Origin of the sequence: Sphingomonas zeae (assembly GCF_014197135.1) — a bacterium.
In the GTDB taxonomy this organism is placed as follows: domain Bacteria; phylum Pseudomonadota; class Alphaproteobacteria; order Sphingomonadales; family Sphingomonadaceae; genus Sphingomonas; species Sphingomonas zeae.
Window position 1 is genome coordinate 336,031 of sequence record NZ_JACIFA010000002.1, and the last position, 23,343, is coordinate 359,373.

Here is a 23,343-nt window from a genome sequence, read left to right on the forward strand (position 1 = left end):
GCTCCTCACAACCGGGCCGTCAGCGCGATGTCGAAGGATCGCGGCGCGCCGATATAGATGTTGGTGGTCGGGTAACCCGAATATTCGCCGTAGAAGCGATTGGTCAGATTGCGTCCGCGAAAGGTCAGGGTGGTGTGCTGGCCGACGGGGAGCGACAGGCTGGCATCGAGCAGCGCGTGACCCGCGACGTAGATGCTGTTCGCGGTGTCGGTATAGAAGCCGCCCGCTTGGCGCAGGATGCCGCCCAGCGTGACCTCGTGTGGCAGGGTGTAGAAGGCGGCGGCGAACAACGTTGTGTCGGGCACGTTGATCGGCTGGTTGCCGCTGCGATCGATCCGCACGCCGCCGACCAGCTCCGACAACTGGTCATAGCGCGCATCGACATAGGATGCGCCCGCCGTGAGCCGCAGTGGCGGGACAGGGCGAAGCTCGCCGGTCAGCTCGATCCCGCGTGAGGATTGCCGCCCGCCCTGCACGCTCAAGGCGGGGTTGGTCGGGTCGCGGGTCAGGATGTCCGACTGGGCGATGCGATAGACCGCGCCGGTCAGCGTCGCGCGGTTGCCCCAGCCGCTCGCCTTGAACCCCGCCTCGACCGCGCGGCCATGAGTCAGGCGGAAGCGGCTATTGGCGATCGAGGCGAGCAGGATCGTCGACACGGGCGAAACGGCGGTGGTGTATTGCGCGTACAGGGTCAGCCCCGGCACGGCTTCCCAGGTCGTGCCCGCGCGCCAGGACACCGGATCGAAACGCGGCGCGTTACGGTCGGCCGCGCCCCCGACATTCTGGATCGTCGTCCGGTCGAGCGCGATATGGTCCCAGCGGACTCCGCCGACGACCAGCCAGCGCGCGGTCAGGTTGACTGCATCCTCGGCAAAGACCGAAGCCTGTTTTAGCCGCGAGCGGAAGGTCACATTGCCGCTGGTGAAAACGGCCGGAGAGCTCGGCGCAACGATCAGCGCGGGCTGGCGCAGATCGACGTCGGGCAGGGTGCCGAGTGGCGCCTGCTGGCGAAGGCTGGTAAAGTCGGTGGCGTTGTACTCCGCGCCCAGGCTGAAACGGTGCCGGAAACCGGCGATCCGCCCGTCACGCCCTATGACCCCACGCGCATTCCAGAAATGATGATCGTGGCGGAAATCCTGATAGCTCTGCCGGATGCCGCCATCGGGGAAGGCGGCGCTTGGCCCGACGAAGCTCTGCGTATCGGCGAGCAGAAAGGCGCGGTCGGCGGTATAGCCGGTCAGGTCAAGCGCGGCGGTCCAGCCGTCGCCCATCGTCCAGTCGAGCCGTGATCGGACTGTCGTCTCGTTCGCGCCGGACCATGCGCCTTCCGGATTATAGTTGCGCCGCCTCAGGCTCTGATCGGCGACCAGCCCGGCGCTGCTGCGCACCGCATCGCTGGGATCGAGGGCGTAGCGGGCGGGGATCAGCGGCAGGCCCTGATAGGTCGCGTCGTAACGATCCTCGAAATGATCGACCGCGACCAGCAGCGACAGGCGATCGCTGGGTCGGAACAGCGCGCTGGTGGTCAGCCCGGTCGAGACGCTGGCATTATGGTCGACATCGTACAGGCTGTCGGAGCGCTGATAGCTGGCGTCGGCGCGCACCGCGATGGTGGACGAGACGGGCAGATTGACTCCGGCGCCTGTGAATATCGTGTCGAAGCTGCCCCCCGACAGCATCAGGTCGAGCATACGCTCGCCGAGCACGGGCTTGCGCGTCACCTTGTTGATGACGCCCGCCAGCGCGCCTTCGCCATACAGGACGGAGGCGGGGCCTTTCAGCACCTCGATCCGCTCGTAATGCCAGATGTTGGTGTCGCGCTGGGCCACGGTGGATGCTGCAACGCGCACGCCATCCTGAAGGATCGAGACGGTGTTGCCGGCAAAGCCGCGCATCGTGACCACCGCCGGATTGCCCGGGACATTGCCGGAGATCGCCCCGACCACCTGATCGAACGCCTCGCGCGCGGTGCGGATGCCGCGCCTCTGCAATTCGTCTTGGGTCAGTATCTCGATGCTGGCGGGGGTTTCGCGAACCGACAAAGGCAGGCGGCTGGCCGCCGCGGACTTTTCGTCAAGCGTATCGCCGAGCCGCTTGGCCGTGACCACGACCGTGGGAGAAGAAGGCGGCGGCGCCGCCTGGCCGGACACGACCATGTCCGGCATCGCAAGGATTGGAACCATGAAGGGTGCTTTCGACCGACCCCCGCCATGGCGGGGGTGAGCATCATGAAGGCGTCGCCACCCCCTGGCGGCGATACCGGATGAAACGGGTCAGGAAAGCGCGGGCGGACCCCGCAAGGGTGGCCGTAGATAGGGTGCCGCCACGGCGCGGGGCAGGACCGGCATGGCCAGCCCCATCGCCATGACGAACGCGATGAGCAGGGCAAGTTGGATCGGGTCGGTCGCTGTCAGACCGGGCGTGCTCAGTCCAGCAAAGGCGCAGGGCATGTCGCGGCCATGATCCTTGTCGGAATGGCGGGGGGCGTGCCCGCTTCGGTCATGGACGATGGTCGCATGGTCCATCGCCATGGCGCCGTCATGGACCATGGGGGTCATGTCCGGCATGGGCGCGCTGCCGGGGCACAGGATGATCGCCGCGCGCCCGTCGACTTGGCCGATCATATAACCCGCAGGTATCAGCAGCTTGAGCAGCAACGCCGCTGTGCAGAGCAGCACGGCCAGATGGCGTTGCGCGAACAGGCTGCGGATCGCCAGCATGAGGCGAGGCGTAATCGAGCGGATCGGCCCTGTCACCCAGGCAGATCAGTTTCGACAAAAAAGCCCCATCATCTCGGATCGGCATCATCAATCCCTGTTTGTGCTTTTAATACAGTCGGATGCCGGCGGTCTGGCGTTTGTTCGCGCACTATTGCAGGGTTGGCCGATGGTCCATTCCTCCGCATTTGCATTTCTGAACGGCGTCACGGGCCAGGTCGTCGACGAGATCGTCGCGTTCGACTGGACCCAGACCAGTCTGGGCGGCCCCGAGACATGGCCGACCGCGCTGCGGTGCCAGTTGGCCACCATGATCGCCTGCCCGGTGCCCATGTATCTGGTCTGGGGGCCGGACCTCATCTCCTTCTACAATGACGCATATCGCCCGATCCTGGGCTATCGCGCCGCCACCGCGATGGGCATGCCGTTCCCCATCCTGTGGAGCAGCATCTGGGATGATATCGCACCGCTGGTCGACAAGGCGCTGTCGGGCAAGGTCGCACAGATGACCGACATGCGGCTCGATCTGGCGCGCGAGGGGCGGCCGGAGGAGAGTTTCTGGACCTTTTCCTATTCGCCGGTCTTCGACGATCGCGGCGCGATCGCCGGCATGGTCTGCGTCACGGGTGAGACGACGGCGCGCGTCCTGGCCGAACGGCGGCAGCGCGAGGCGGACGAGCGGCTGAACCTGGCACTGAATTCGGGCGCCCATGTCGGCATGTGGGACTGGGACGTGGTGAACGATTCGGTCCGCTCGGACCGACGCTTCGCCGCCATGTACGGGGTCGATCCGGTCGCGGCCGAGACGGGGATGCCGATCGCGCAATTCTTTCAGGGCATCCATCCCGAGGACCGCGAACGGGTGGAGCGCGAGGTTGCCGAGGCGATGGCCGGGGCCGGGGCCGGGGAAGGCGATGCGGTGGGACGCTTCGTCTCCGAATATCGGCTGGTCCAGTCCGATGGTGCGATCCATTGGGTATCGGCGCGGGGCCGTTGCATCACCGACGAAAGCGGGCGTTGCGTGCGCTTTCCGGGCGTCAGCTTCGACATCACCGATCGCGTCTGCATCGAGCAGAAATTGCGGGCGACCGAGGCAAGGGCGCGACTGAACGCCGAGCGGGTGCAGCTGGCGCTCGAGGCGGGAGCGATCATCGGCACCTGGTTCTGGGACCTGCCGTCCGACCGGTTCACCGTCGATGAGCCGTTCGCGCGCAACTTCGGGCTGGACCCGGCGCTTGGCCATGAGGGCCTGAGCCTGGCGCAGGTGGTCGAGACGGTGCACCCGGACGACCGGGCTGGACTGGCCGAGGCGATTGACGAGGCGATCGCGCGCGGCGGCGCCTATGCCCATCAATATCGGGTCAAACGCCATGACGGACGCTATCACTGGCTGGAGGCCAATGGCCGGGTCGATCATGCCCCGGACGGCACACCGCTCCACTTTCCCGGCGTGCTGATCGATGTCGGCGTCCGCCGTGCGCTGGAGGCCGAGCGCGACACCGCCATCGCCGAACTGCGCGCGCTGACCGACCAGCTGGAACAGCGCGTCGCCGATCGCACCGCCGAGCTGATGCGCGCCGAGGAGGCGCTGCGCCAAAGCCAGAAGATGGAGGCGGTGGGCCAGTTGACCGGCGGATTGGCGCATGACTTCAACAACCTGCTCGCCGGGATATCGGGTTCGCTGGAACTGATGGCGCTGCGGCTGGCCCAGGGGCGGGTGAACGATCTCGACCGCTATATGGACGCAGCACAGGGCGCGACGCGGCGCGCGGCGGCGCTGACCCACCGGCTGCTCGCCTTTTCCAGACGGCAGACGCTGGCGCCCCGGCCGACCGATATCGGTGCGCTCGTCGCCGGGATGAGCGACCTGATCCGCCGCACCGTCGGGCCGGGCATCGCGCTGGAGACGCAGGGGGCGGACGATCTGTGGACCGTGCTGGTCGATGCGCCGCAACTGGAGAATGCACTTTTGAACCTGTGCATCAACGCGCGCGACGCGATGCCGGACGGCGGGCGGATCACGATCGAGATGGTCAATCGCCACCTCGACAAGGGCAATGCCCGCTTTGCCGATATACCGGACGGCGAATATCTGGCGCTGTGCGTTACCGATACCGGTACCGGCATGACCCCGGACGTGATGGAAAAGGCGTTCGACCCCTTTTTCACCACCAAGCCGCTGGGGCAGGGGACCGGGCTGGGGCTGAGCATGATCTATGGCTTCGCCCAGCAATCGGGCGGGCAGGTGCGCATCCGTTCGGCACCCGGCGAGGGAACGACGGTGTTCCTCTATCTGCCGCGCCATGACGGCCCCGCCGAAAGCGAGGGCAAAGATGCGACCGGCGTGACCGCCAGCACGTCGGGCGCCGGGGAGACGGTGTTGGTCGTCGACGACGAGGCGACCGTACGCATGATGATCACCGACGTCCTGCGCGACATGGGATACCGGGTGATCGAGGCGGCGGACAGCGTGGAGGGGCTGGCCGTGCTGCGATCGGACGAGCGGATCGACCTGCTCGTCACCGATGTCGGTCTGCCCGGCGGCATGAACGGTCGGCAACTGGCCGATGCGGCACGGGAATTGCGACATGAATTGAATGTCATGTTCGTCACGGGCTATGCGGAGAATGCAGTGCTGAACAGCGGGCATCTGTCGCCGGGTATGCAGTTGCTGACCAAGCCCTTCACGGTGGATGCGCTGGTCATGGGAGTCCAGGCGGCGATGGGCGCGGGCGCTAGGCGGTACGAACCCCATGCCCCCTGATCCGTCGGCGGTGATGGTGCCCCCGGCATCGCGGTACTGCGTAACGCCCGGGAGTTTCACGATGTTCTTGACCCGCCGCCTGACCTTTCCCACCGTGGCCCTGCTGCTCTTCAGCGCGTCGGCCGCCGCCCAGACCGGCCCCGACATCCCCGAGCCGATGGTGTTCGACATGATCCGCCCGCTGACCGCCAAGGCGGGCGAGATCGAGGTCAACACGCTGGCGCAGCGCGACCTGACCGGCCCGCGCGGCGAGCTGGAATGGGCGCCCGAGATCGAGATCGCGGTGGCGGACGGCCTTGCGGTCGAGCTGGAACTGCCGCTCGTCAATGCCCGCGTGGTCCAGTACAAAATGGGGCTTCAGAAGCGGCTGGGCACGTTTCGGGACGGCCGGAGCGTCCACGGCGTCCAGTATCTCGGGCTGCACGACCGCGAGGAGGGTGGCTGGACCTCGACCCTGTTGTGGCTGCTCGGCAATCGCTTCGGCGAGCGGTGGAGCACGATGACGATGCTGGGCGTCGGCGACGTCACCTTGCGTGAGGGGAACGAGACTGGGGCGATCATCAACCACTCGACCTTTTACGACGTGAACTCCGACACAGTGCTGGGCCTGGAGGTGAACCGCCAGAATGGCCGGGGCGCCTATTGGCTGTTGATGCCGCAGGTCCATCGCGCGTTCGGCAAACTTGGGGTGCAGGGCGGCATCGGCGCGGAAAAGGCGCGGGCCGAGCGGTTCCGGCCGCGTTTGGGCTTGCGCCTCATCCGCGAGCTGTGATGGAACGCGCCGCCAAATGGGAGACATTGCATGACCATCGCGCTGATCTGCCTCGATGCGGATGATACGCTCTGGCACAATATGCGCCATTTCGCAGCGACCGAGGAAGCCCTGGTCGGCCTGCTCGCCCCCTTTGCCGAGGCGCGGGTGGCAAGGGCGACGCTGGAGGCATGCGAGGCGCGCAACCTGCGGCTGTACGGTTACGGCGCCAAGGGCTTCACCCTGTCGATGATCGAGACGGCGGTGGAACTGGCCGGGCCGACCCTGCCCACCGACCTGATCGCACGCGTGCTGGAGGCGGGGCGGCAGTTGCTGGCGCATCCGGTCGAACTGCTCGACGGCATCGCCGAGACGATCGAGGCTTTGCGCGAGCAGGGCAGGCTGGTGCTGGTGACCAAGGGCGACCTGCTGCACCAGGAGGCGAAGCTGGCCGCGTCGGGCCTGGGTTCGCATTTCGACGACGTCGCGATCGTCAGCGACAAGACACCCGATACCTTCGCCCGCATCTTCGAGCGCCACGGCGTCGCCCCCGAGGCGGCAGTGATGGCGGGGGATTCGATGCGCTCGGACGTGCTGCCCGCGCTGAAGGCAGGCGCTTGGGCCGCCTATATCCCGCAACCGCTGGCATGGAGCCATGAGGCGGGCGAAACGCCGGTCGACCATCCCCGCTTCCGCCAGTTGGAGCGGCTGCGCGACCTGCCCGCATGGATCGACGCAATCGGGTGATCTTTCCTCCCTGTAAGGGGAGGTGGCAGGCGAAGGCCTGACAGAGGGGAGGAATGGATTGGCCCGATCAGCCTGGATCGCTTTCCTCGCCGACGATCACACCGGACGGGGCTTCGCCGCCGCCATGGGCAAAGCCGTTGCGGTGGATACGCACGCCGGCCGTCGAAACCGGCATGGGCTTCGTATCGGGAGCCGTGCCCATCGCTTCCGCCCTCTGTTCGCCGCGATGGATGGTGACGCCGTACATCGCCTCGACCACCGGTGCGGTGGCTGGGTTCAGCACGGCGGCGGGCACGGGGATGTTCGGTTCGACCCCCGCATAATGCTGCCGGAAGGACAGGTCTCGCTCCAGTGCCCCGCGCCAGCGATAGAAGATGTGCGATCCGATCGCACCGATCCGGCTGAGGCTGGAGGCCCACCAGGGCAGCACGTAATTGGCGTGATAGAAGGTCGCCGCCCCGACCGGCGCATAGACCAGGCCCGCCAGCGCGGCCTGCGCGACGGCGGCCGCTCGCCCCCAGGCGGCGGGATCGCGCGGTTGCAGCATCGATCCGTCACAGGTGAAGCTGAACTGGCAGCCGGTCGACCGCTCCGATCCCTGATAGACGACGCCGCAGATGCTCTTGGGGAATGCTCGGTCGCGGACGCGGTTGAGCACGACCTGTGCCACTGCGCGCTGGCCGTCGATCGGTTCGGAGCGAGCCTCGTAATAGATGGCCGCGGTCAGGCATTCGGCCGCGCGCGCCGCGTCCGTTGCGGTGCGCGCGATGCCGGTGAAAGCGGGGGCGGCGGCCATCTCGATCGGGGTATTGCCGCTGATCGTATCCGGCAGGTCTGCGTCGGGCACATCGAGCGCGAGCTGGCGCAGCAGCGTCCGCGCGGTCGGCGGCGGTACGTCCAGCGTCAGATGCGCGGGGGCATGATGGGCGGGGGTGCACGAGGTGGCGATCGCCAGGCTCGCCACCAACATCAACCAGCGCAGCACGATATCCGCTTCCCAACCCATGGCCTGATGGACCGCCTCTAGCGGGGCGGGGTTAGGAAGCGGTTAAGTGCCGATAACCTCGTATTTTGGTGGAATGACGTTCGACCCGGATAGCCCCTCCCCTGACGGGGGGGAGGCTCAAGCGTCTCCTTAGAAACGCGCGCCCAGCTCCACGCCGTAGAAGCGGGGTTCGCCCGCGATATAGGTCGGGGTGCTGAATGTGCCGCCGGTATTGCCCGCGTCGATCAGATAGCGCTTGTTCGTCAGGTTGCGCGCGAAGCCGCCGATATGGAAGCGACCCTGCTCGCCGAACTCCAGCCCCGCACGCAGATTGACGAGCGTATAGCCGCCCTGAGAGATGGCCTCGCTATTGGGCAGCTCGAAATACACTTTCGAGCGATAGGTGGCGCTGGGCGTCGCATACAAGACCGCCGACGATCCCACCGGCACGCGCAGGGTCGCGCCACCCGACGCGGTGGTGTCGGGTTGCAGCCGGAAACGGTTGCCCGCGAACACGCCGTTCGATGGATCGTTGCCGATGCCGCCATCGATATAGGCGAAGGTGCCGAACAGGCTCAGCCAGCGATGGACCGCCAGATTGCCCTCCAGCTCGACGCCGATATTGTCCGCCGAGCCTGCGCTGCGCGTCACGGTCAGGCCGTTCTCGAACACCGAGACCTGAAAGCCCTTGTACCGCTGATAGAAGACCGAGGCGGCGCCGGTGAACGGACCGACCCGACCCTTGATGCCGCCTTCGTAATTCCAGACGCTTTCCTCGGGCACGATCTGCAGCCGGGGGATGGCGCCCGAATTGGGCACGGTCAGCGGCACGACGCGCTGCGCGTCGAGCTGGACGACCGGTGAGCGGCGGCCCTTGCTGACCGTCGCATAGACATTCACATCGTCGTTCAGGCGATAGAGCGCGTTGAAGCGCGGCAGGATCGCGGCATAGCTGCGCTCGGCGGTGTATTTCTGCCCCTTCGTGTTGGCGCCGCCCAGCAGGCTGGTGAACAGGCCCGCGCCCGCCAGCAACCGGCTGTCCGGCATGACCGAGCTATAGCCGGACTGGCGATCCTCGATCAGCACCCGCGCGCCTGCGGTCAGCTCCAGGGCGGTCGTCGGGATCCAGGTGGCGTCGGCGAAGACCGAATAGGTGTCGGTATTGCCGTAATTGGCGAAGCTGGCGCTGTAGGGCAGCACGGTTGCCGCACCTCGCGACAGGATCGCGGTCGCGCGGGCGCCCGGCACGGTGCCATTGGGGGCGACACAGTTGGTGCCGGTCGGCACGCCGGCCGCATTCAGCATCTGGCGGACCGGGGCGAAATCGCGTGCCACCGAACAGGCCAGATAGGTGCCTTCCTCGGTCGAGAAGGGCACCCGCTGCTGCCCGTTTTCGAAAAAGGCATTCCAGCCGAACGAGGCGCGATAATGCGCCCCGTCGAAGGCGAAACGGCCCTCATGGCTCCACTGGTCACCCTTGGCATCCTCGCCGAACTCCAGATACCAGGCGGGACCGCCGTCCGCGTCGAAGATTTCCAGAGCGTCGAACCGGCGATAGCCGTTGACCGTGGTGAAGGTGATGCCCGGCGCGACATCGACCGCGACCGTCAGGTTCGCGTCATAGACGTTGCGGGTCAGGCCGAGCTTGCGCTTGCCCAATACCTCGGCGGAAAAGGGCGATCCCGACAGTTCGGCATAGCCATAATCACCGGTCTGGCCGCCGGTGGGGGCGAAGACGCGGCTCTTGAATGCGGTTCCGGGGTTGCGTTGGCCGTCATAGGTCAGGACCAGGTTGGCGGTGACCGAGGAATTCGGCGTCCAGCGCAGCGAGCCGCGAACCCCGCGCTGATCCTGTCCATTCAGATCGTCTTGATCGACCCGCCCCCGATTCTGGTTCGCGACGTTGGGATCGCCCGCGATATTGCGGACATAGCCGTCGCGATATTTGTAGGCGAAGGCGATCCGGCCCGCGAGCGTGTCGTTGCCCGCGTTGAGATAGCCCGACACCTGGGTCCGGTCGAAATTGCCATAGGACGCCAGGACTCCCGCCTCGGTCCCGGCATGGGGGCGCGCCGAGATGATGCTGATCGCGCCCACCGCGGCGGCGGTGCCGAACAGCGTCGCCTGCGGGCCTTTCACCACCTCGATCCGCTCGATATCGTACAGGTCCTGATAGGCGCCCCGCGTCCGGCTGATGTCCACGCCGTTATAATAGAGCGTGACGCGTGCGCCCTGCTGCGCCGAGCCGGAGTCGGAGGTGATGCCCCGGATCACGAAGCCCGGATTGTTCGCGCTCTGCTCCTGAATTTGCAGGCCGGGAATATATTGCGCGACTTCGGACAGCGAATTGGTGCCCAGATCGGCCATGCGCGCGCCCGTGACGGCGGTGACGGTGACGGGCACGTCGGCGATCCGCTGCTCGCGCTTCTGGGCGGTGACGATTACTTCGGGATTGTCATTCGCGTCGCGCGGATCCTCTTGTGGCTGGATCATCGCCTGCGCCGCAGCCGCCTGAGTGAGCGCAGCCTGCGACAGGCCAGCCAGCAAGATGGCCAGCGTCGTGCGGCCGATCGTCGAATTCATATTGTCCCCCGGAATTACCCTGTTTGGCGGGTCACTTAAGGAACAGGGATTACTGGCTGGTGTCTGCGATGTTGCAGTTGGATGACACGGCCGCTTGTCGCCAAACCGTCACAGGTCCGCCATCGCGCTGTCGCGTGCGGGGCCTAGCCGTTCGGCCCGAAAGGACCGACACGATGACGATGATGAACCGACGCCGCGCGATCGCGCTGATGGGAAGCGGGGCGAGCCTGGCGTTGCCGATGACCCTGGCCGAGGCGGCGGCCCCGGCGGTTCGCTTCGATCATGGCGTGGCCAGCGGCGATCCGTCGCCGGTCGGCGCGATCCTGTGGACCCGCGCGACGCCGGTTGGGGAGCAGGGGGCCGAGGGGCTGGCAGGCGATATCGCGCTGACCTGGCATGTCGCGCCGATCGGCGGGGGTGACGCGGTCGGCCTTCACACCGGCCGCGTGGCGGCGCGCGCGGCGCGCGACTTTACCGCCAAGGTCGAGGTGGCGGGGCTGCAACCGGGGCGCGACTATCGCTACTGGTTCGAGACGGCGGCCGGGCAGCGCTCGCCCGAGGGGCGGTTCCGCACGCTGCCGCGTGGGCGGGTCGATGAACTCGCTCTGGCGATCGTGTCGTGCCAGCTTTACCCGGGCGGCCTTTTCAACGCCTATGACGCGATCGCGAAGACCGATCGGCTCGACGCCGTGGTTCATCTGGGCGACTATATCTACGAATATGGCGCGGACGGCTATGGCGCGGCGATCGGGCAGAAGCTCAACCGCCTGCCCGAGCCTGCGCATGAGATCGTGACGCTGGCGGATTATCGCCAGCGTCATGCCCAGGTAAAGCGCGATCCGGACATGCAGGCCGCTCATGCCCGTGCCGCCTTCATCTGCGTGTGGGACGATCACGAAGTCGCCAATGATGACTGGATCGGCGGGGCAGAGAACCACCAGCCCGCAACCGAGGGCGATTGGGGCAAGCGCAAGGCGGCGGCCATGCAGGCCTATTTCGAATGGATGCCGATCCGCGATCCCAAGCCCCGCCAGCCTTGGGAAGCGATCAACCGCAGCTTCGATTTCGGTGATCTGGCAACGCTGGTCATGCTGGAGACGCGGCTGCTCGCCCGATCGAAACAGGTGACGGCCAAGGGCGAGGCGCCCGAGCCTGACGAATATGCGGCGATGATGGCCGAGCGGGCGCGGCCGGACCGCGAGTTGCTGGGCACCGGGCAGCTCGGCTGGATCGAACGGACGCTGGCCGCCTCGGTCAAGGCCGGGACGCCGTGGCAGGTGATCGGCAATCAGGTGGTGATGGCGCGGATCGACGGCCCCGATCTGGAAAAGCAGATGGGACCGCAGGGCTATGCGAAGCTGACCGAACGGCTGTCCGAAGCCGAGCACCGGCAGCTGGACGAGGCGCAGGCGTCGTATCGCGCCGGGCTGCCGCTCAATTTCGATAGCTGGGACGGTTATCCGGCGGCACGCGAACGGCTCTATGCGGCGTTCCAGCGCGCGGGGGCTCGCCCGGTCGTCGTCTCGGGTGACAGTCATGCCGCCTGGGCCAACGACCTGTATGACGCGAACGGCAGGCTGGTCGCGGCGGAGTTCGCGGGGACCTCGATCACCAGTCCGTCCTGGGGCGACCTGATGCCCGGCATTGGTCGCGAGATCGCCGCGGCCAATCCCAAGGTCGTCCGCTTCTGCGATCAGGATGCCAAGGGCTATCTGCACCTGACGCTGACCCGCGACACCGCGACCGCCCGATACATGACGGTGTCGACCGTGTTGGCCAAGCCCTATGCGCTGGGCTGTGCCGCCATATGGCGGACGCGCAAGGGCGCCGAGGCACCGATCGAGGCGATCACCGCCTGACCGTCAACGGCCCCTTCCGCCATGGGACGCGGGAGGGGCCGTCGTGCAGGGCCGCTTCGACATGCGCGACCAGCGCGGCGTCGTCATGGTGCAGATAATGGCCGCCGGGCAGGGCGACGACGCGCACGTTGGGCCGTTTGAGCAGCGGACACAGGCTGTCGGGCTCACGCACGCCGTAAATGCAGGTGATCGGAACCCAGTCGATCCGCCGCGCGGTGGTGATCCCCACGCTGTCGGGCCGCCCCATATAGGCGAGGCCCGACGGGTCGGACCGGAAAAAGGCCGCCTCGCCGGGCACCACCAGCACGATCGCCGCAATAGGCGCGCGCAGTTGAACGGGCAGATGCGCGAGCCCGGTCTGAAGCATGTCGGCGCCGTAGGACTGGCCGAGCAGCACCAGCTTTCGGTTGCCCATCTCCGCCTCGGCGCGGCGGACGAGGTCGGCGATGACCGCGTCCACCTGCGCTGCGGTGCGCCGTTTGCGGAACAGCACGGGCGAGTTGACCCCCATCACCTCGATCCCATCCGCACTCAGCGCCCGCGCGATTACCCCGCCCATGCCATAGCGAAGGCCCATGTCGCCCGACAGCGACAGGACCAGGATCGGCTGGGCCGCGCCTTTGGCGGGAAAGCGGGTGAACGGATCCTCGTCGAAATAACTTCCCGAATAGAGAAGGATAGCAGCGCCGCCGACCAGCAGCATCAGGACTGCGCAGAGGATTGGGCGCCATCGGGAACGCAGGCGGGCGAGAGGGGCGATCATGGCATGTCCTATTGCGGATGGCCTACCATTGTCATGCTCCGGATGAAGGGGAGGCGGGGGCATCATGAAAAATCGGTAATGTCGCGATCACGCGCTCTATGCCCATGATCTGTCATCGGCGGCGTGATGGAAACGTGGGATTAAGTGGTCGGCGGTAAACAGGGCCGCCCTTCCGATCACGTATAACGCCAAGGATCGACACCGTTGACCAACCCGATCTTCTTTGACCCGACAGGCCGTCGGGGCGCCTGGGCGCGGCGTGCCGTCGCGGTGACGATCCTGGCGGTGGTGGTCGCTGCGATCGCCTTTGCCACGACGCTGGTCGCGGTGCCCAATTCGGGCGTGCTGCCCTTGCCCTTCGCGCGGCGGCAGGCGATGACGCTCGAGCCGACGGCACAGCTGAAGGGGCGTCGCGGCGCGTGGCTGCCGCGCAAGGCGGTGGCGCAGGATCATACGCCGCTGACCATCGCCTTCTACACGCCGGGCAATGACTCCGCGCTGGCTTCGCTCCACGCGCATATGGGCCAGATCGACTGGCTGGTGCCCGGGCTGATGAACGTGGCAGGCCCCAAGGGCCAGCTGACGATCAGCAACGATCCCAAGCTCGCCACCCTGCTGTCCCGCGCCGCCAAGCCGCCGCGCCTGTTGCCGATGGTGCAGAACCTGTCCGACGACGAGTGGGATGGCCAGACCATCGCGCGGATCATCGCCAGCCCCGCCGCGTCCGAAAAGCTGGCGACCCAGCTGGGGCAGTCCGTCACGGTCAATCGCCAGTCCGGCCTGGTCATCGACTTCGAGAATCTGCCCGCCAGCGCGATGCTGGGCTATCCCCGATTGCTCCAGCGGATCAAGGCGCATCTGCCCAAGGGCACCGTCCTGGCCGTCACCGTTCCCGCCGAGGATGAGGCGTGGGAGCTGACCCGGCTGGCCAAGGTCGCCGATCGCATCATCCTGATGGCCTATGACCAGCATTGGCAGACCGGCACGCCCGGCCCGATCGCGGCGCAGCCCTGGTTCCTGCAAGCGTCGGAAAAGGCGCTGCGCGAGGTGGGTCGCGACAAGTTGATCGTGGCGCTGGGCAGCTATGGCTATGACTGGCCTGCCAAGGGGCCGGCCGAGTCCAAGTCGATCGAAGAGGCTTGGCTGATCGCGCATGACAGCCAGGCAAAGGTGACGTTCGACCAGGCGAGCGGCAATGCCGGCTTCGCCTATGATGAAAATGGCGAGCATCACACCGTCTGGATGCTCGACGCCGCGACCAGCTGGAACCAACTCGAGGCGCTCAAGCGGCTGGGCATCGACGATGTCGCCTTTTGGCAATTGGGCAGCGAGGACCCGGGGCTGTGGGCGGACTTCGCCGCATTCCGCAGCGCCGCCCGCGGGGTGATCCCCCGGCTGGGCACCATCGTCTCGCCGCTGAACGTCGATGTCGAAGGAACCGGCGAGATCCTTCGCATTACGGCCCAGCCGACCCAGGGGGAACGCGGGCTGCAATATGACAAGGACGGCGTGATCCGGAACGAGGTCTATCGCACCTATCCGACGCCCTATGTCGTGCAGCGGGCGGGCGCATTGCCGAAGACGATCGCGCTGACCTTCGATGATGGTCCCGATGCCGAATGGACGCCCAAGATCCTGGACGTGCTGGAGCGCGAGCATGTGCCCGCCACCTTCTTCGTGATCGGCGAGAATGCGCTGCAACATCCGCAGCTGCTCCGCCGGATCGTCGCGGGCGGCAGCGAGTTGGGCAATCACAGCTATACCCACCCCAACATGGCGACGACCGGCGAGCGGACGATCAAGCTGGAGCTGAACGCGACCAAGCGACTGATCCAGGCCTATACCGGCCGATCGACGACGCTGTTTCGCGCGCCCTATTTCGGTGACGCCGAACCGACCACTGCGGACGAGATCGACCCGGCGCTGGTTGCCCAGAATCTGGGCTATACGGTCGTCGGTCTTCACGTCGATCCCAACGATTGGCAGCGCCCCGGCACCGACGAGATCGTCCGGCAGACGATCGACCAGGTGCACGGCGCGACGCCTGATAATTCGGCCAATGTCGTCCTGCTGCATGACGGCGGCGGCGACCGCGAACAGACGGTCGAGGCACTGCCGCGTATCATCGATACGCTGCGCGCCGAGGGTTATCGCTTCGTCCCCGCCTCGCAACTGGTGGGCGTCAGCCGGGATCAGGCGATGCCGCTGATCGAGGGGCATGACCTGCTGGCGGTCCGGACCGACGTGGCCATTTTTGTCGTGCTGGCCTTGCTGTCGGCGGGGCTGGCCTGGCTCTTCTATCTTGCCATCGCGCTCGGCATCGCGCGGGCGGTGGTGATGGCCGGGCTCGCCTGGTTCCAGGGCCGCAAGTCCAAGCCGGTGCCACCCGCCTTCACTCCCAGCGTCTCGGTCATCATCCCGGCCTTCAACGAGGAGCGGGTGATCGTCCAGTCGGTGAGCCGCGTGCTCGCCAGCGATTATCCGGGGCTTCAGATCATCGTCGCCGATGACGGGTCGAAGGACGGCACCAGCGCGGTGGTCCGCGAGGCGTTCGCGAACGAGCCGCGTGTCCGCCTGCTGACGCTGGTCAATGGCGGTAAGGCGGCGGCGCTGAACCGCGCGCTCCAGGACGCGACCGGCGAGGTGGTGATCGCGCTCGATGCCGATACCCAGTTCGAGCCGGAGACGATCGCCAAGCTCGCGCGCTGGTTCGCCGATCCCAAGCTGGGCGCGGTCGCGGGCGACGCGCGGGTGGGCAACCGGGTCAATCTCGTCACCCGCTGGCAGGCGGTCGAGTATATCACCGCGCAGAATCTGGAGCGCCGGGCGCTCGCCGGATTCGATGCGATGACGGTGGTGCCGGGCGCGGTCGGCGCGTGGCGGCGCGCTGCGCTCGATTCGGTGGGCGGCTATCCGGAGGATACGCTGGCCGAGGATCAGGACCTGACCATCGCGATCCAGCGGGCCGGGTGGCGCGTGACCTATGATCCGCGCGCGGTCGCCTGGACCGAGGCGCCCGAAAGCTTCCGCGCGCTCGCCAAGCAGCGGTATCGCTGGGCGTTCGGGACGCTGCAATGCCTGTGGAAACATCGCGGCGTGCTGCGCACGGGCAAGCCCGCGGGGCTGGCGCGGATCGGCCTGCCGCAGGCCTGGCTGTTCCAGATCCTGTTTGCCGCCATCTCGCCGCTGATCGACTTGGCGCTGATCCTGTCGATCATCGGGACGGCGGTGCGTGTCGGCCAGCATGGGTGGGCGCAGACCCATACCGATGTGTTTCAGATGGCAGCCTATTGGACGGTCTTCACATCGGTCGACATATTGTGCGGCTGGCTCGCCTATCGCCTGGACGGCAATCGCGTCCGTTACCCCGCGCATCTGTTGGTCGCGCAGCGGCTGGTCTATCGCCAGATCATGTACTGGGTCGTGATCCGTGCCATCGCCTCGGCGATCGGCGGGTGGATCGTCGGCTGGGGCAAGCTGGAGCGCACGGGTAACGTGGGGGCGTAGGGACAATCCATCCTCCCCATCTATCGATGGGGAGGATGGATCAGCCCAGCGTGAGGCGGACCCGCAAACCCGGCGCATTATCCTCCAGCGACACCGTGCCGCCATGGAGATGCGCCACCGCACTGGCCAGCGACAGGCCCAGGCCGGCTCCGCTTTCGGTCCGCGCCGCGTCCAAGCGGCCGAAGCGCTTCAACGCCTCCTCGCGACGTTCGGCCGCGATGCCGGGGCCGTCATCGGTGACCAGCAGCACCGGACCCGGTTCGACCCGGACGACGATTTCGCCCGCGCCATATTTCAGGGCATTGTCGATCAGGTTGGCGATCGCCTGGCCCAGCAATTCGCGGTGGACGCAGGCCAGCAATGTCTCGGGTGCTTCGGCACGGATCGTCATGCCGCGATCCTCGGCCAGCGGCTCGAACATGTCCGCCACGTCGCGCACCATCGCGGCCAGGTCGGCCTCGACAAAGGCATCGCGGCCCAGCCCCGCTTCTGCCCGGCTGATCCGCAGCGCGGTGTCGAGCATGGCGAGCAGCCGGTCGCTTTCCTCCAGCGCACGGCCGACCGCGACCCGCGCATTCTCGTCGTGGCTCACCGTCAGTGCCCGGTCCAGCGTCGAGCGCAACCGGGTCAGCGGCGAGCGCAGGTCATGCGCCAGCCCATCGGTCGCGACCTTGAGCTCGGTCATCAGCAGCGCGATACGGTCGAGCATCGCATTGACCGCCTGCGCCAGCGCTTCGAAGGCATCGTCGCCGCCCTTGGGCGCGACGCGGCGCGACAGGTCTCCGGCGGCGACGGCATGGGCGGTGGAGACCGTATCCTCGAGCCGCCGCTCGATCATCCGTGCGGCGATCCAGGCGGCGAGCGCGGCGAGCACGATCGCCGCGGCCATGCCGACCGCCATCGCCTCTTCCATGGCCAGCGCGACGCGGAGTTCGCTTTCGACGACATGCCCCGCCAGCATCCGCGACCCGTCAGGCAGCCGGGTGGCCATCACCCGCATTCGTTCGGGTTGCGAATGGCCGATCCGGAAAATCTCGATCGTCGCGGCACCCGGGGCAGGGACGTTGGGCGGCCATTCGGCGATGTTACCCGCCACGAAACGCCCATGGGCGTCGGTGAGCAGGATGACCGACAGCGGCAGCCTGTCGGTAGTCAGCCGCCGGTCGACCGCCGCGCGGACCGCCGCCTGGCCACCCGACAGCCACATGCCCGCCAGCTCGTCGCGCAGATCGCTGGCGGCATCCTCCGCCCGGGCGGCGATCTCGCCGCGGGTCAGGTGGCGGACCGTGGCCACCATCGCACCCGCGCCGATCAGTTGCAGCGCAAAGACCAGCAGCGCAAAGCGCAGCGTGGTCGAACGGAGGACGGCCGGTGCTATCTCTCGACCCCGAGCTTATAGCCCGAGCCGCGCACCGTATGGAGTAGGGGCCGGGCAAAACCCTCGTCGATCTTCTTGCGCAACCGGCTGATATGCACGTCGGTCACATTGGTATTGGGATCGAAATGGAAATCCCACACGCCCTCCAGCAGCATGGTGCGGGTCACGACCTGGTCGACATGCTGGAGCAGATATTCGAGAAGCCGGTACTCGCGCGGTTGCAGATCGATCGGCTTGCCCGCGCGCCGGACGCGGTGGGCTAGCAAGTCCATTTCCAGGTCGTCGCAGACGAGCTTGGTCGGCGGCGCGTTGCCAGTGGTCCCGCCGCGCCGGATCAGCAGGCGGACACGCGCCAGCAACTCGGCGAAGACGAAGGGCTTGGTCAGATAATCATCGGAGCCGGAGGTCAGCCCGGCGACGCGATCCTCCGGCGAGGACAAGGCCGACAGGATCAGAACCGGCGATTCGATCGCCGCCGCGCGGATCGCGGCCAGCACCGACATGCCATCCATGCCGGGCAGCATCCGATCGAGAATGATGCAGTCATAGGTGCCGTCGGTGGCATGAAACAGGCCATCCCGGCCATTGGCCGCGTGGTCGATCAAAAAACCTTCTTCCCGCAAGCCGTTGGCGATGTAATCCGCCGTCGAGCGGTCATCTTCGATCAGCAAAATCCTGTTGGCCACGCTGTCCTCCCGAGCCGCTCCTTAGCAGCGTGATGGTGAGGAGGCCATGGTCGCGCGCAACCTGAAGACGCAGCGGCGTGTCGCTGGGCAGCGCGGCTTCGTCGCGCAGCAGCGCAAAGGACGTGGCTGGGCGGCCATCGACCGACAGGACCGTATCGCCGACATGCAGCGGCGGCTTGACCGGCGTGACGGCATCGTCGTCAACATCGCTGCGCAGGCTGGTGACGACCAGACCGGGACGGCCCTCGGCCACCGGCGCGAAGGTCGCGCCATATAGCGTCGAGGGCCGATGCGGCCCGGCGTGAAGTGGCATATGACCGACGAGCAGCGCGAACGCCGCTCCACCGACCAGCGCCGCCACGCCTGCGCCCCAACCCACGATCCGCAAGCCCTTCATCGTGGCCACCGATCGCGCACGCGCCATCCGGACACGGTTGCGGCCAGGCCGGTACGCGGAGCGGGGATGGGCGATCCTTTCACCCGACCGACATAACGCGCGAGACCTGAGGGAAGCGTGGGCGACGCATGACGCTTCTGTCATGAAGGCGGGGATGAGCGGATGACCAACTTGTCATGTGCCCGTAAGGCATCGTCGGCGGCGACAATCCTATGGCTTGCCGGCGTGCCCTGTTAGGGGATCGCAATATAAGTGAGATGGGGGCGCGTGGGGGCGGATATGACGGGCGATCGGATCAGGGCGATCGCGAAAATGGCGGTTCGGTGACGGCTCATTCAAACCTGTCGTCGATGGTGGACCGGATGGTCGCCTATGCCAAGCCGCGGCGTGGCTATCTGGCGGTGGGTGCGGTCGTGCTGCTCGTCGCGTTGGGACTGTCCGCGCTGCACCACCTGACCCGCTCGGTGCGGCTGAGCGACGTCCGCGCGGCCTTTTATGCGATCGACCCGCGCCAGATCATCTTCTCGGTCGGTTTCACCATCGCCAGCTATGTCGCGCTGACCTTTTACGACGTGATCGCGCTGCGCGTCATCGGGCGGCCCTTGCGCTGGCGGACGGCGGCGGTGGCGTCGTTCACCAGCTATACGCTCAGCCACAATCTGGGGCTGGCGCTATTGACCGGCGGGTCGGCCCGCTACCGAGTCTATGCCGCCGCCGGGCTGGATGGACCCGACATTGCGCGGGTCATCGCCATTGCGAGCGCGACCTTCTGGTTCGGGGTGTTCACCGTCACCGGGCTGGGGCTGCTGTTCCATGAGGGGCCGGTCACCGTCGAGACGCTGGTGTTGGGCCAAGGCATCGTCCGCTGGATCGGCGGCGCGGTGGTGGCGGGGGCGCTGGGGCTGATCCTGCTCTGCGCGCTGCGGCCGGGGCAAAGGGTGGGCTGGCGCGCCTGGAGCGTGCCGCTGCCCACGCCCGCCCAGGCGCTGGCGCAGGTCGGCATCGCCTCGCTCGACCTCGCCTGTGCCAGTGCGGCGCTGTTCGTGCTGCTGCCCGGTGCGTCGATCGACCTGCTGCCCGCCTTCCTGCTCGCCTATGCACTGGCGATCATCGTCGCATTGGTCAGCCATGTGCCCGGTGGCATCGGCGTGTTCGAGGCGGTGGTGCTGGCGACGGTGCCGGTCGACCGTACCGCGTTGTTCGCCGCGCTGATCGCGTACCGCGTGCTTTATTATCTTGCCCCGTTGGCGCTGGGCATTGCGCTGCTTGCCTGGGACGAGGTGCGGCGGCGGCCGGTCCGGGCGCTGCGCGACCTGCGCCGGGTGCTGCTCGGCATCGCGCCGACCCTGCTGAGCGCTGCCTGTTTCGGGGGCGGGGCGATCCTGCTGCTGTCGGGGTCGCTGCCCGCCATTCCGCAGCGCGTGCACCATCTGGTCCATATCGTGCCGCTGCCCTTTATCGAGGCATCGCACTTCGCTGCCAGCCTGGTCGGCACTGGCCTGTTGTTGCTGGCGCCGGGGCTTTACCGGCGGCTCGATGGGGCGAGCCTGGCCGCGCGCGCGCTGTTGGTGGCGGGTGCGATCTTCTCGCTGGCCAAGGGCATCGATTATGAGGAAGCGGCGGTCTGCCTGAGCATCGCGCTGCTCCTCCAGATGAGCCGCCGGGCCTTTTATCGGCGCACCTCATTGGTCGCGCGGCCGCTGTCGCCCGCCTGGCTGTTCAGCGTCGCCGTGGTGATCGTCGGGACCGGGTGGATCGGCTTTTTCGCGTACAAGCACGTCGATTACCAGGAATCGCTCTGGTGGCGGTTCGCGCTGTCCGACGATGCCTCGCGCTTTCTGCGCGCGGGGCTGGGCGTCGCGGTAATGCTGGCGGGGGCGGGGCTGTGGCGACTGTTCCTCGCGGCCCCGCCGGGTGAAGCGGACCATCCGGCGATGGAGCAGGTTCTGGCCGTCGTCGAACAGGCCGAGCGGACCGACGCCGCGCTCGCGCTGCTCGGCGACAAGCGCTTCCTGTTTTCGCCCGAGGGCGACGCCTTCGTCATGTATCAGGTACGCGGCACCAGTTGGATCGCAATGGGCGATCCTGTCGGCCCGCGCGCCGCCTGGGCCGATCTGTTATGGCAGCTTCGGACCATGGCGGATGCCGCGCAAGGCCGCCTGATGCTGTATCAGATCACGCCCGATTGCCTCGAAATCGCGATCGAGATGGGGCTCCAGATCATCAAATATGGCGAAGAGGCGCTGATCGACCTTTCGACCTTCGCGCTGGAGGGCGGGCGGATGCGCGGACTTCGCCAGACGCTCAACCGATTCCGCACCCGCGAGAATGCGACCTTCGCCATCCTGCCTGCCGTCGAGGTGCCCGCGATCCTGCCAGAGCTGAAGGCTGTGTCGGACGACTGGCTGCTGGAAAAGGGGCATGGCGAAAAGGGGTTCAGCCTCGGGCGGTTCGACCCGGCCTATCTGGTACTGACCGATTGCGCGGTGGTGCGGGTCGAGGGGCGGATCGTCGCCTTCGCCAATCTGTGGAAAGCGGGCGATCGTCGCGAGCTGTCGGTCGACCTGATGCGCCATGTCGAGCACGCACCCGGCGGGGTGATGGACTATCTGTTCGTCGAGCTGATGCTGTGGGGGCAGGCAGAGGGCTATGGCCGGTTCGCGCTCGGCCTGGCACCGCTATCGGGCGTCGGCGGGCGGCGGATGGCGCCGACCTGGGCCAAAGTCGCGGCGCTGGTTTTCCGGCATGGCGAGCGATTTTACGGCTTTCGGGGGCTGCGGGCGTATAAGGAGAAGTTCCAGCCGGAATGGGCACCACGCTATATCGCGGGGCCGCGGGGACTGGGGCTGGTCAAGGCACTGCGCGATCTGAATGCGCTGATCGCCGAGGGGGGTGAGGCCAACTGATCCTCCCCGCTCGCGGGGAGGGGGACCGCCGCGAAGCGGTGGTGGAGGGGGCTCGCCACACCGTACGTACCTTGTGGAAGCCTCCCTCCGTCAGGCCTTTGGCCTGCCACCTCCCCGTGCCGGGGAGGATGGTTCACGCCTTGAACAGCGACGGCGCCTTTTCCACCCGCGTTCGTCCGGCCGCATCCGTCACCGCATAGGTGAAACCCGGCAACAGGCAGAACGCCCCGATCCGCCCGCGCGTATCCATCGCCAGGAAGCCGACCTGCACGCCCTTGATCGCATCGCCGCGCAGGGATGCGATGTGCTTGGCGGCTTCCTCGCAGGCTGCCTGCGGGCTCATGCCATGGCGCATCGAGGCGACGACGCGCGCGGTGCCGCAGGTCCGCGTCACCTCCTCGCCCAGACCCGTCGAGGTCGCGCCGCCCACGCCGCGCTCGACATAGAGGCCCGAACCGACCTGCGGCGAGTCCCCGACACGCCCACGCATCTTGAACGCCATGCCAGAGGTGGTGCAGGCACCCGCCATCCGCCCGCTTGCGTCGCGGGCGAGCATCCCGATCGTATCGTGATCCAGCGCGCCGCCCGGCGTGCCGGGGCGGCCCGCGCCATAGGTGCCGGTCTCACTATTGGCGACGGGCTTGTAGTTTTGCGTCTTAAGCCAGTCGCGCCACGCCTTTTCCGCTTCCGGGGTCAGCAGGTTGACGCGCGGGAAACCCCGGTCCCGGGCGAAGCGGGTGGCCCCTTCGCCCACCAGGAAGGTGTGCGGCGTATGCTCCATCACCGCGCGAGCAACCGAGATGGCGTGGACCGTATCCTCCAGCGCGGCGACTGCGCCGACCCCGCCCGCGTCATCCATGATGACCGCGTCCAGCGTGACATGCCCGTCGCGATCGGGATAGCCGCTATAGCCGACCGAATGATTGTTCGGATCCGCCTCCGGCACCATCACCCCCGCTTCGACCATATCGATCAGCGAGCCGCCGCTACGCCCCTTGGCGAAAGCGGCGTCGTTGGCGGGGGCGCCGAAGTCCCAGGTCGACACGATTATGGCCCCTGGTGCGGCCGCCGCGTTGGCCAGGGCTCGCACCGGCATGGCCAATCCCGCCCCAATGCCTGCAAGCGAGGTGACTCCGCCCAGAAAACTCCGTCGACCTTCGATCATGCCCGCTCCGCTTCGCTATCAATGCTCATGCCTGATTGTGCGTTCACCGGCGACCCGCGGCAAGGCCGATTGACGAACCTATATGACACCAATTTCACCACGCAAGTTAGCAGGCGGGAAGGAAGGACAGCTTCT

Annotated in this window: 15 protein-coding genes; 6 read left to right on the forward strand and 9 right to left on the reverse strand. The window is 67.1% G+C overall.

Annotated features, from left to right (window positions below):
- Positions 1–5: 5 nt before the first annotated feature.
- Together GGR45_RS04725 and GGR45_RS04730 are read right to left on the reverse strand one after the other, a co-directional pair.
- Positions 6–2,183 (reverse strand): TonB-dependent receptor, encoded by a 2,178-nt coding sequence (locus tag GGR45_RS04725; RefSeq protein WP_246358050.1) that lies wholly within the window; start codon positions 2,181–2,183, stop codon positions 6–8.
- 90 nt (positions 2,184–2,273) lie between these two features.
- The gene (locus tag GGR45_RS04730) at positions 2,274–2,756 is read right to left on the reverse strand and encodes a hypothetical protein (protein WP_285138762.1); all 483 of its coding nucleotides are present in this window, start codon (positions 2,754–2,756) and stop codon (positions 2,274–2,276) included.
- 130 nt (positions 2,757–2,886) lie between these two features.
- Between GGR45_RS04730 and GGR45_RS04735 the strand changes: the two genes are divergently transcribed.
- From GGR45_RS04735 to GGR45_RS04745, 3 genes are all read left to right on the forward strand, one after another.
- Positions 2,887–5,481 carry a PAS domain-containing hybrid sensor histidine kinase/response regulator gene (locus tag GGR45_RS04735; protein ID WP_175312985.1) on the forward strand — a complete coding sequence of 865 codons (2,595 nt, stop codon included), beginning with the start codon at positions 2,887–2,889 and terminating at the stop codon, positions 5,479–5,481.
- Positions 5,482–5,542: 61 nt separating this feature from the next.
- The gene (locus GGR45_RS04740) at positions 5,543–6,253 is read left to right on the forward strand and encodes a hypothetical protein (RefSeq protein ID WP_175312986.1); all 711 of its coding nucleotides are present in this window, start codon (positions 5,543–5,545) and stop codon (positions 6,251–6,253) included.
- 30 nt (positions 6,254–6,283) lie between these two features.
- Positions 6,284–6,979: an HAD family hydrolase gene (locus GGR45_RS04745; protein WP_175312987.1), complete on the forward strand. Its 696-nt coding sequence runs from the start codon at positions 6,284–6,286 to the stop codon at positions 6,977–6,979.
- Positions 6,980–7,046: 67 nt separating this feature from the next.
- Here GGR45_RS04745 and GGR45_RS04750 read toward each other — a convergent pair whose 3' ends face one another.
- Together GGR45_RS04750 and GGR45_RS04755 are read right to left on the reverse strand one after the other, a co-directional pair.
- Positions 7,047–7,985, reverse strand: a complete 939-nt coding sequence (locus GGR45_RS04750) for a cell wall hydrolase (RefSeq protein WP_246358051.1) — start codon at positions 7,983–7,985, stop codon at positions 7,047–7,049.
- Positions 7,986–8,114: 129 nt separating this feature from the next.
- Entirely contained in the window at positions 8,115–10,547 is a 2,433-nt protein-coding gene (locus GGR45_RS04755) for a TonB-dependent receptor (protein ID WP_175312988.1), read from the reverse strand.
- Between the two features lie 173 nt (positions 10,548–10,720).
- On the opposite strand from GGR45_RS04755, the gene GGR45_RS04760 reads away from it, so the two are divergent.
- Positions 10,721–12,406 (forward strand): alkaline phosphatase D family protein, encoded by a 1,686-nt coding sequence (locus GGR45_RS04760; protein WP_175312989.1) that lies wholly within the window; start codon positions 10,721–10,723, stop codon positions 12,404–12,406.
- Here the strand turns inward: GGR45_RS04760 and GGR45_RS04765 are convergent.
- Positions 12,396–13,169, reverse strand: coding sequence for an AcvB/VirJ family lysyl-phosphatidylglycerol hydrolase (locus GGR45_RS04765; protein ID WP_175312991.1), 774 nt, complete (start codon positions 13,167–13,169; stop codon positions 12,396–12,398). The genes GGR45_RS04760 and GGR45_RS04765 overlap by 11 nt on opposite strands.
- Positions 13,170–13,373: 204 nt before the next feature.
- On the opposite strand from GGR45_RS04765, the gene GGR45_RS04770 reads away from it, so the two are divergent.
- The gene (locus tag GGR45_RS04770) at positions 13,374–16,676 is read left to right on the forward strand and encodes a trifunctional glycoside hydrolase family 18/polysaccharide deacetylase/glycosyltransferase family 2 protein (RefSeq protein ID WP_175312993.1); all 3,303 of its coding nucleotides are present in this window, start codon (positions 13,374–13,376) and stop codon (positions 16,674–16,676) included.
- Positions 16,677–16,716: 40 nt separating this feature from the next.
- Here the strand turns inward: GGR45_RS04770 and GGR45_RS04775 are convergent, their stop codons facing one another.
- The 3 genes from GGR45_RS04775 to GGR45_RS04785 all read right to left on the reverse strand — a co-directional run bounded on the left by GGR45_RS04775 (position 16,717) and on the right by GGR45_RS04785 (position 19,137).
- Entirely contained in the window at positions 16,717–17,973 is a 1,257-nt protein-coding gene (locus tag GGR45_RS04775) for a sensor histidine kinase (RefSeq protein WP_175312994.1), read from the reverse strand.
- 77 nt (positions 17,974–18,050) lie between these two features.
- Positions 18,051–18,740: a winged helix-turn-helix domain-containing protein gene (locus GGR45_RS04780; protein WP_175312995.1), complete on the reverse strand. Its 690-nt coding sequence runs from the start codon at positions 18,738–18,740 to the stop codon at positions 18,051–18,053.
- A complete protein-coding gene (locus GGR45_RS04785) occupies positions 18,709–19,137 on the reverse strand; it encodes a PDZ domain-containing protein (RefSeq protein ID WP_175312996.1) in 429 nt (142 codons plus the stop codon). The genes GGR45_RS04780 and GGR45_RS04785 overlap by 32 nt, the downstream gene beginning before the upstream one ends.
- A gap of 350 nt (positions 19,138–19,487) precedes the next feature.
- Here GGR45_RS04785 and mprF point away from each other — a divergent pair, with 350 nt between their 5' ends.
- The gene (mprF, locus tag GGR45_RS04790) at positions 19,488–22,043 is read left to right on the forward strand and encodes a bifunctional lysylphosphatidylglycerol flippase/synthetase MprF (protein ID WP_415640735.1); all 2,556 of its coding nucleotides are present in this window, start codon (positions 19,488–19,490) and stop codon (positions 22,041–22,043) included.
- Positions 22,044–22,176: 133 nt separating this feature from the next.
- On the opposite strand, the gene GGR45_RS04795 is transcribed toward mprF, so the two are convergent.
- Positions 22,177–23,208, reverse strand: a complete 1,032-nt coding sequence (locus GGR45_RS04795; RefSeq protein WP_217498086.1) for a glycosylasparaginase — start codon at positions 23,206–23,208, stop codon at positions 22,177–22,179.
- Positions 23,209–23,343 lie beyond the last annotated feature (135 nt).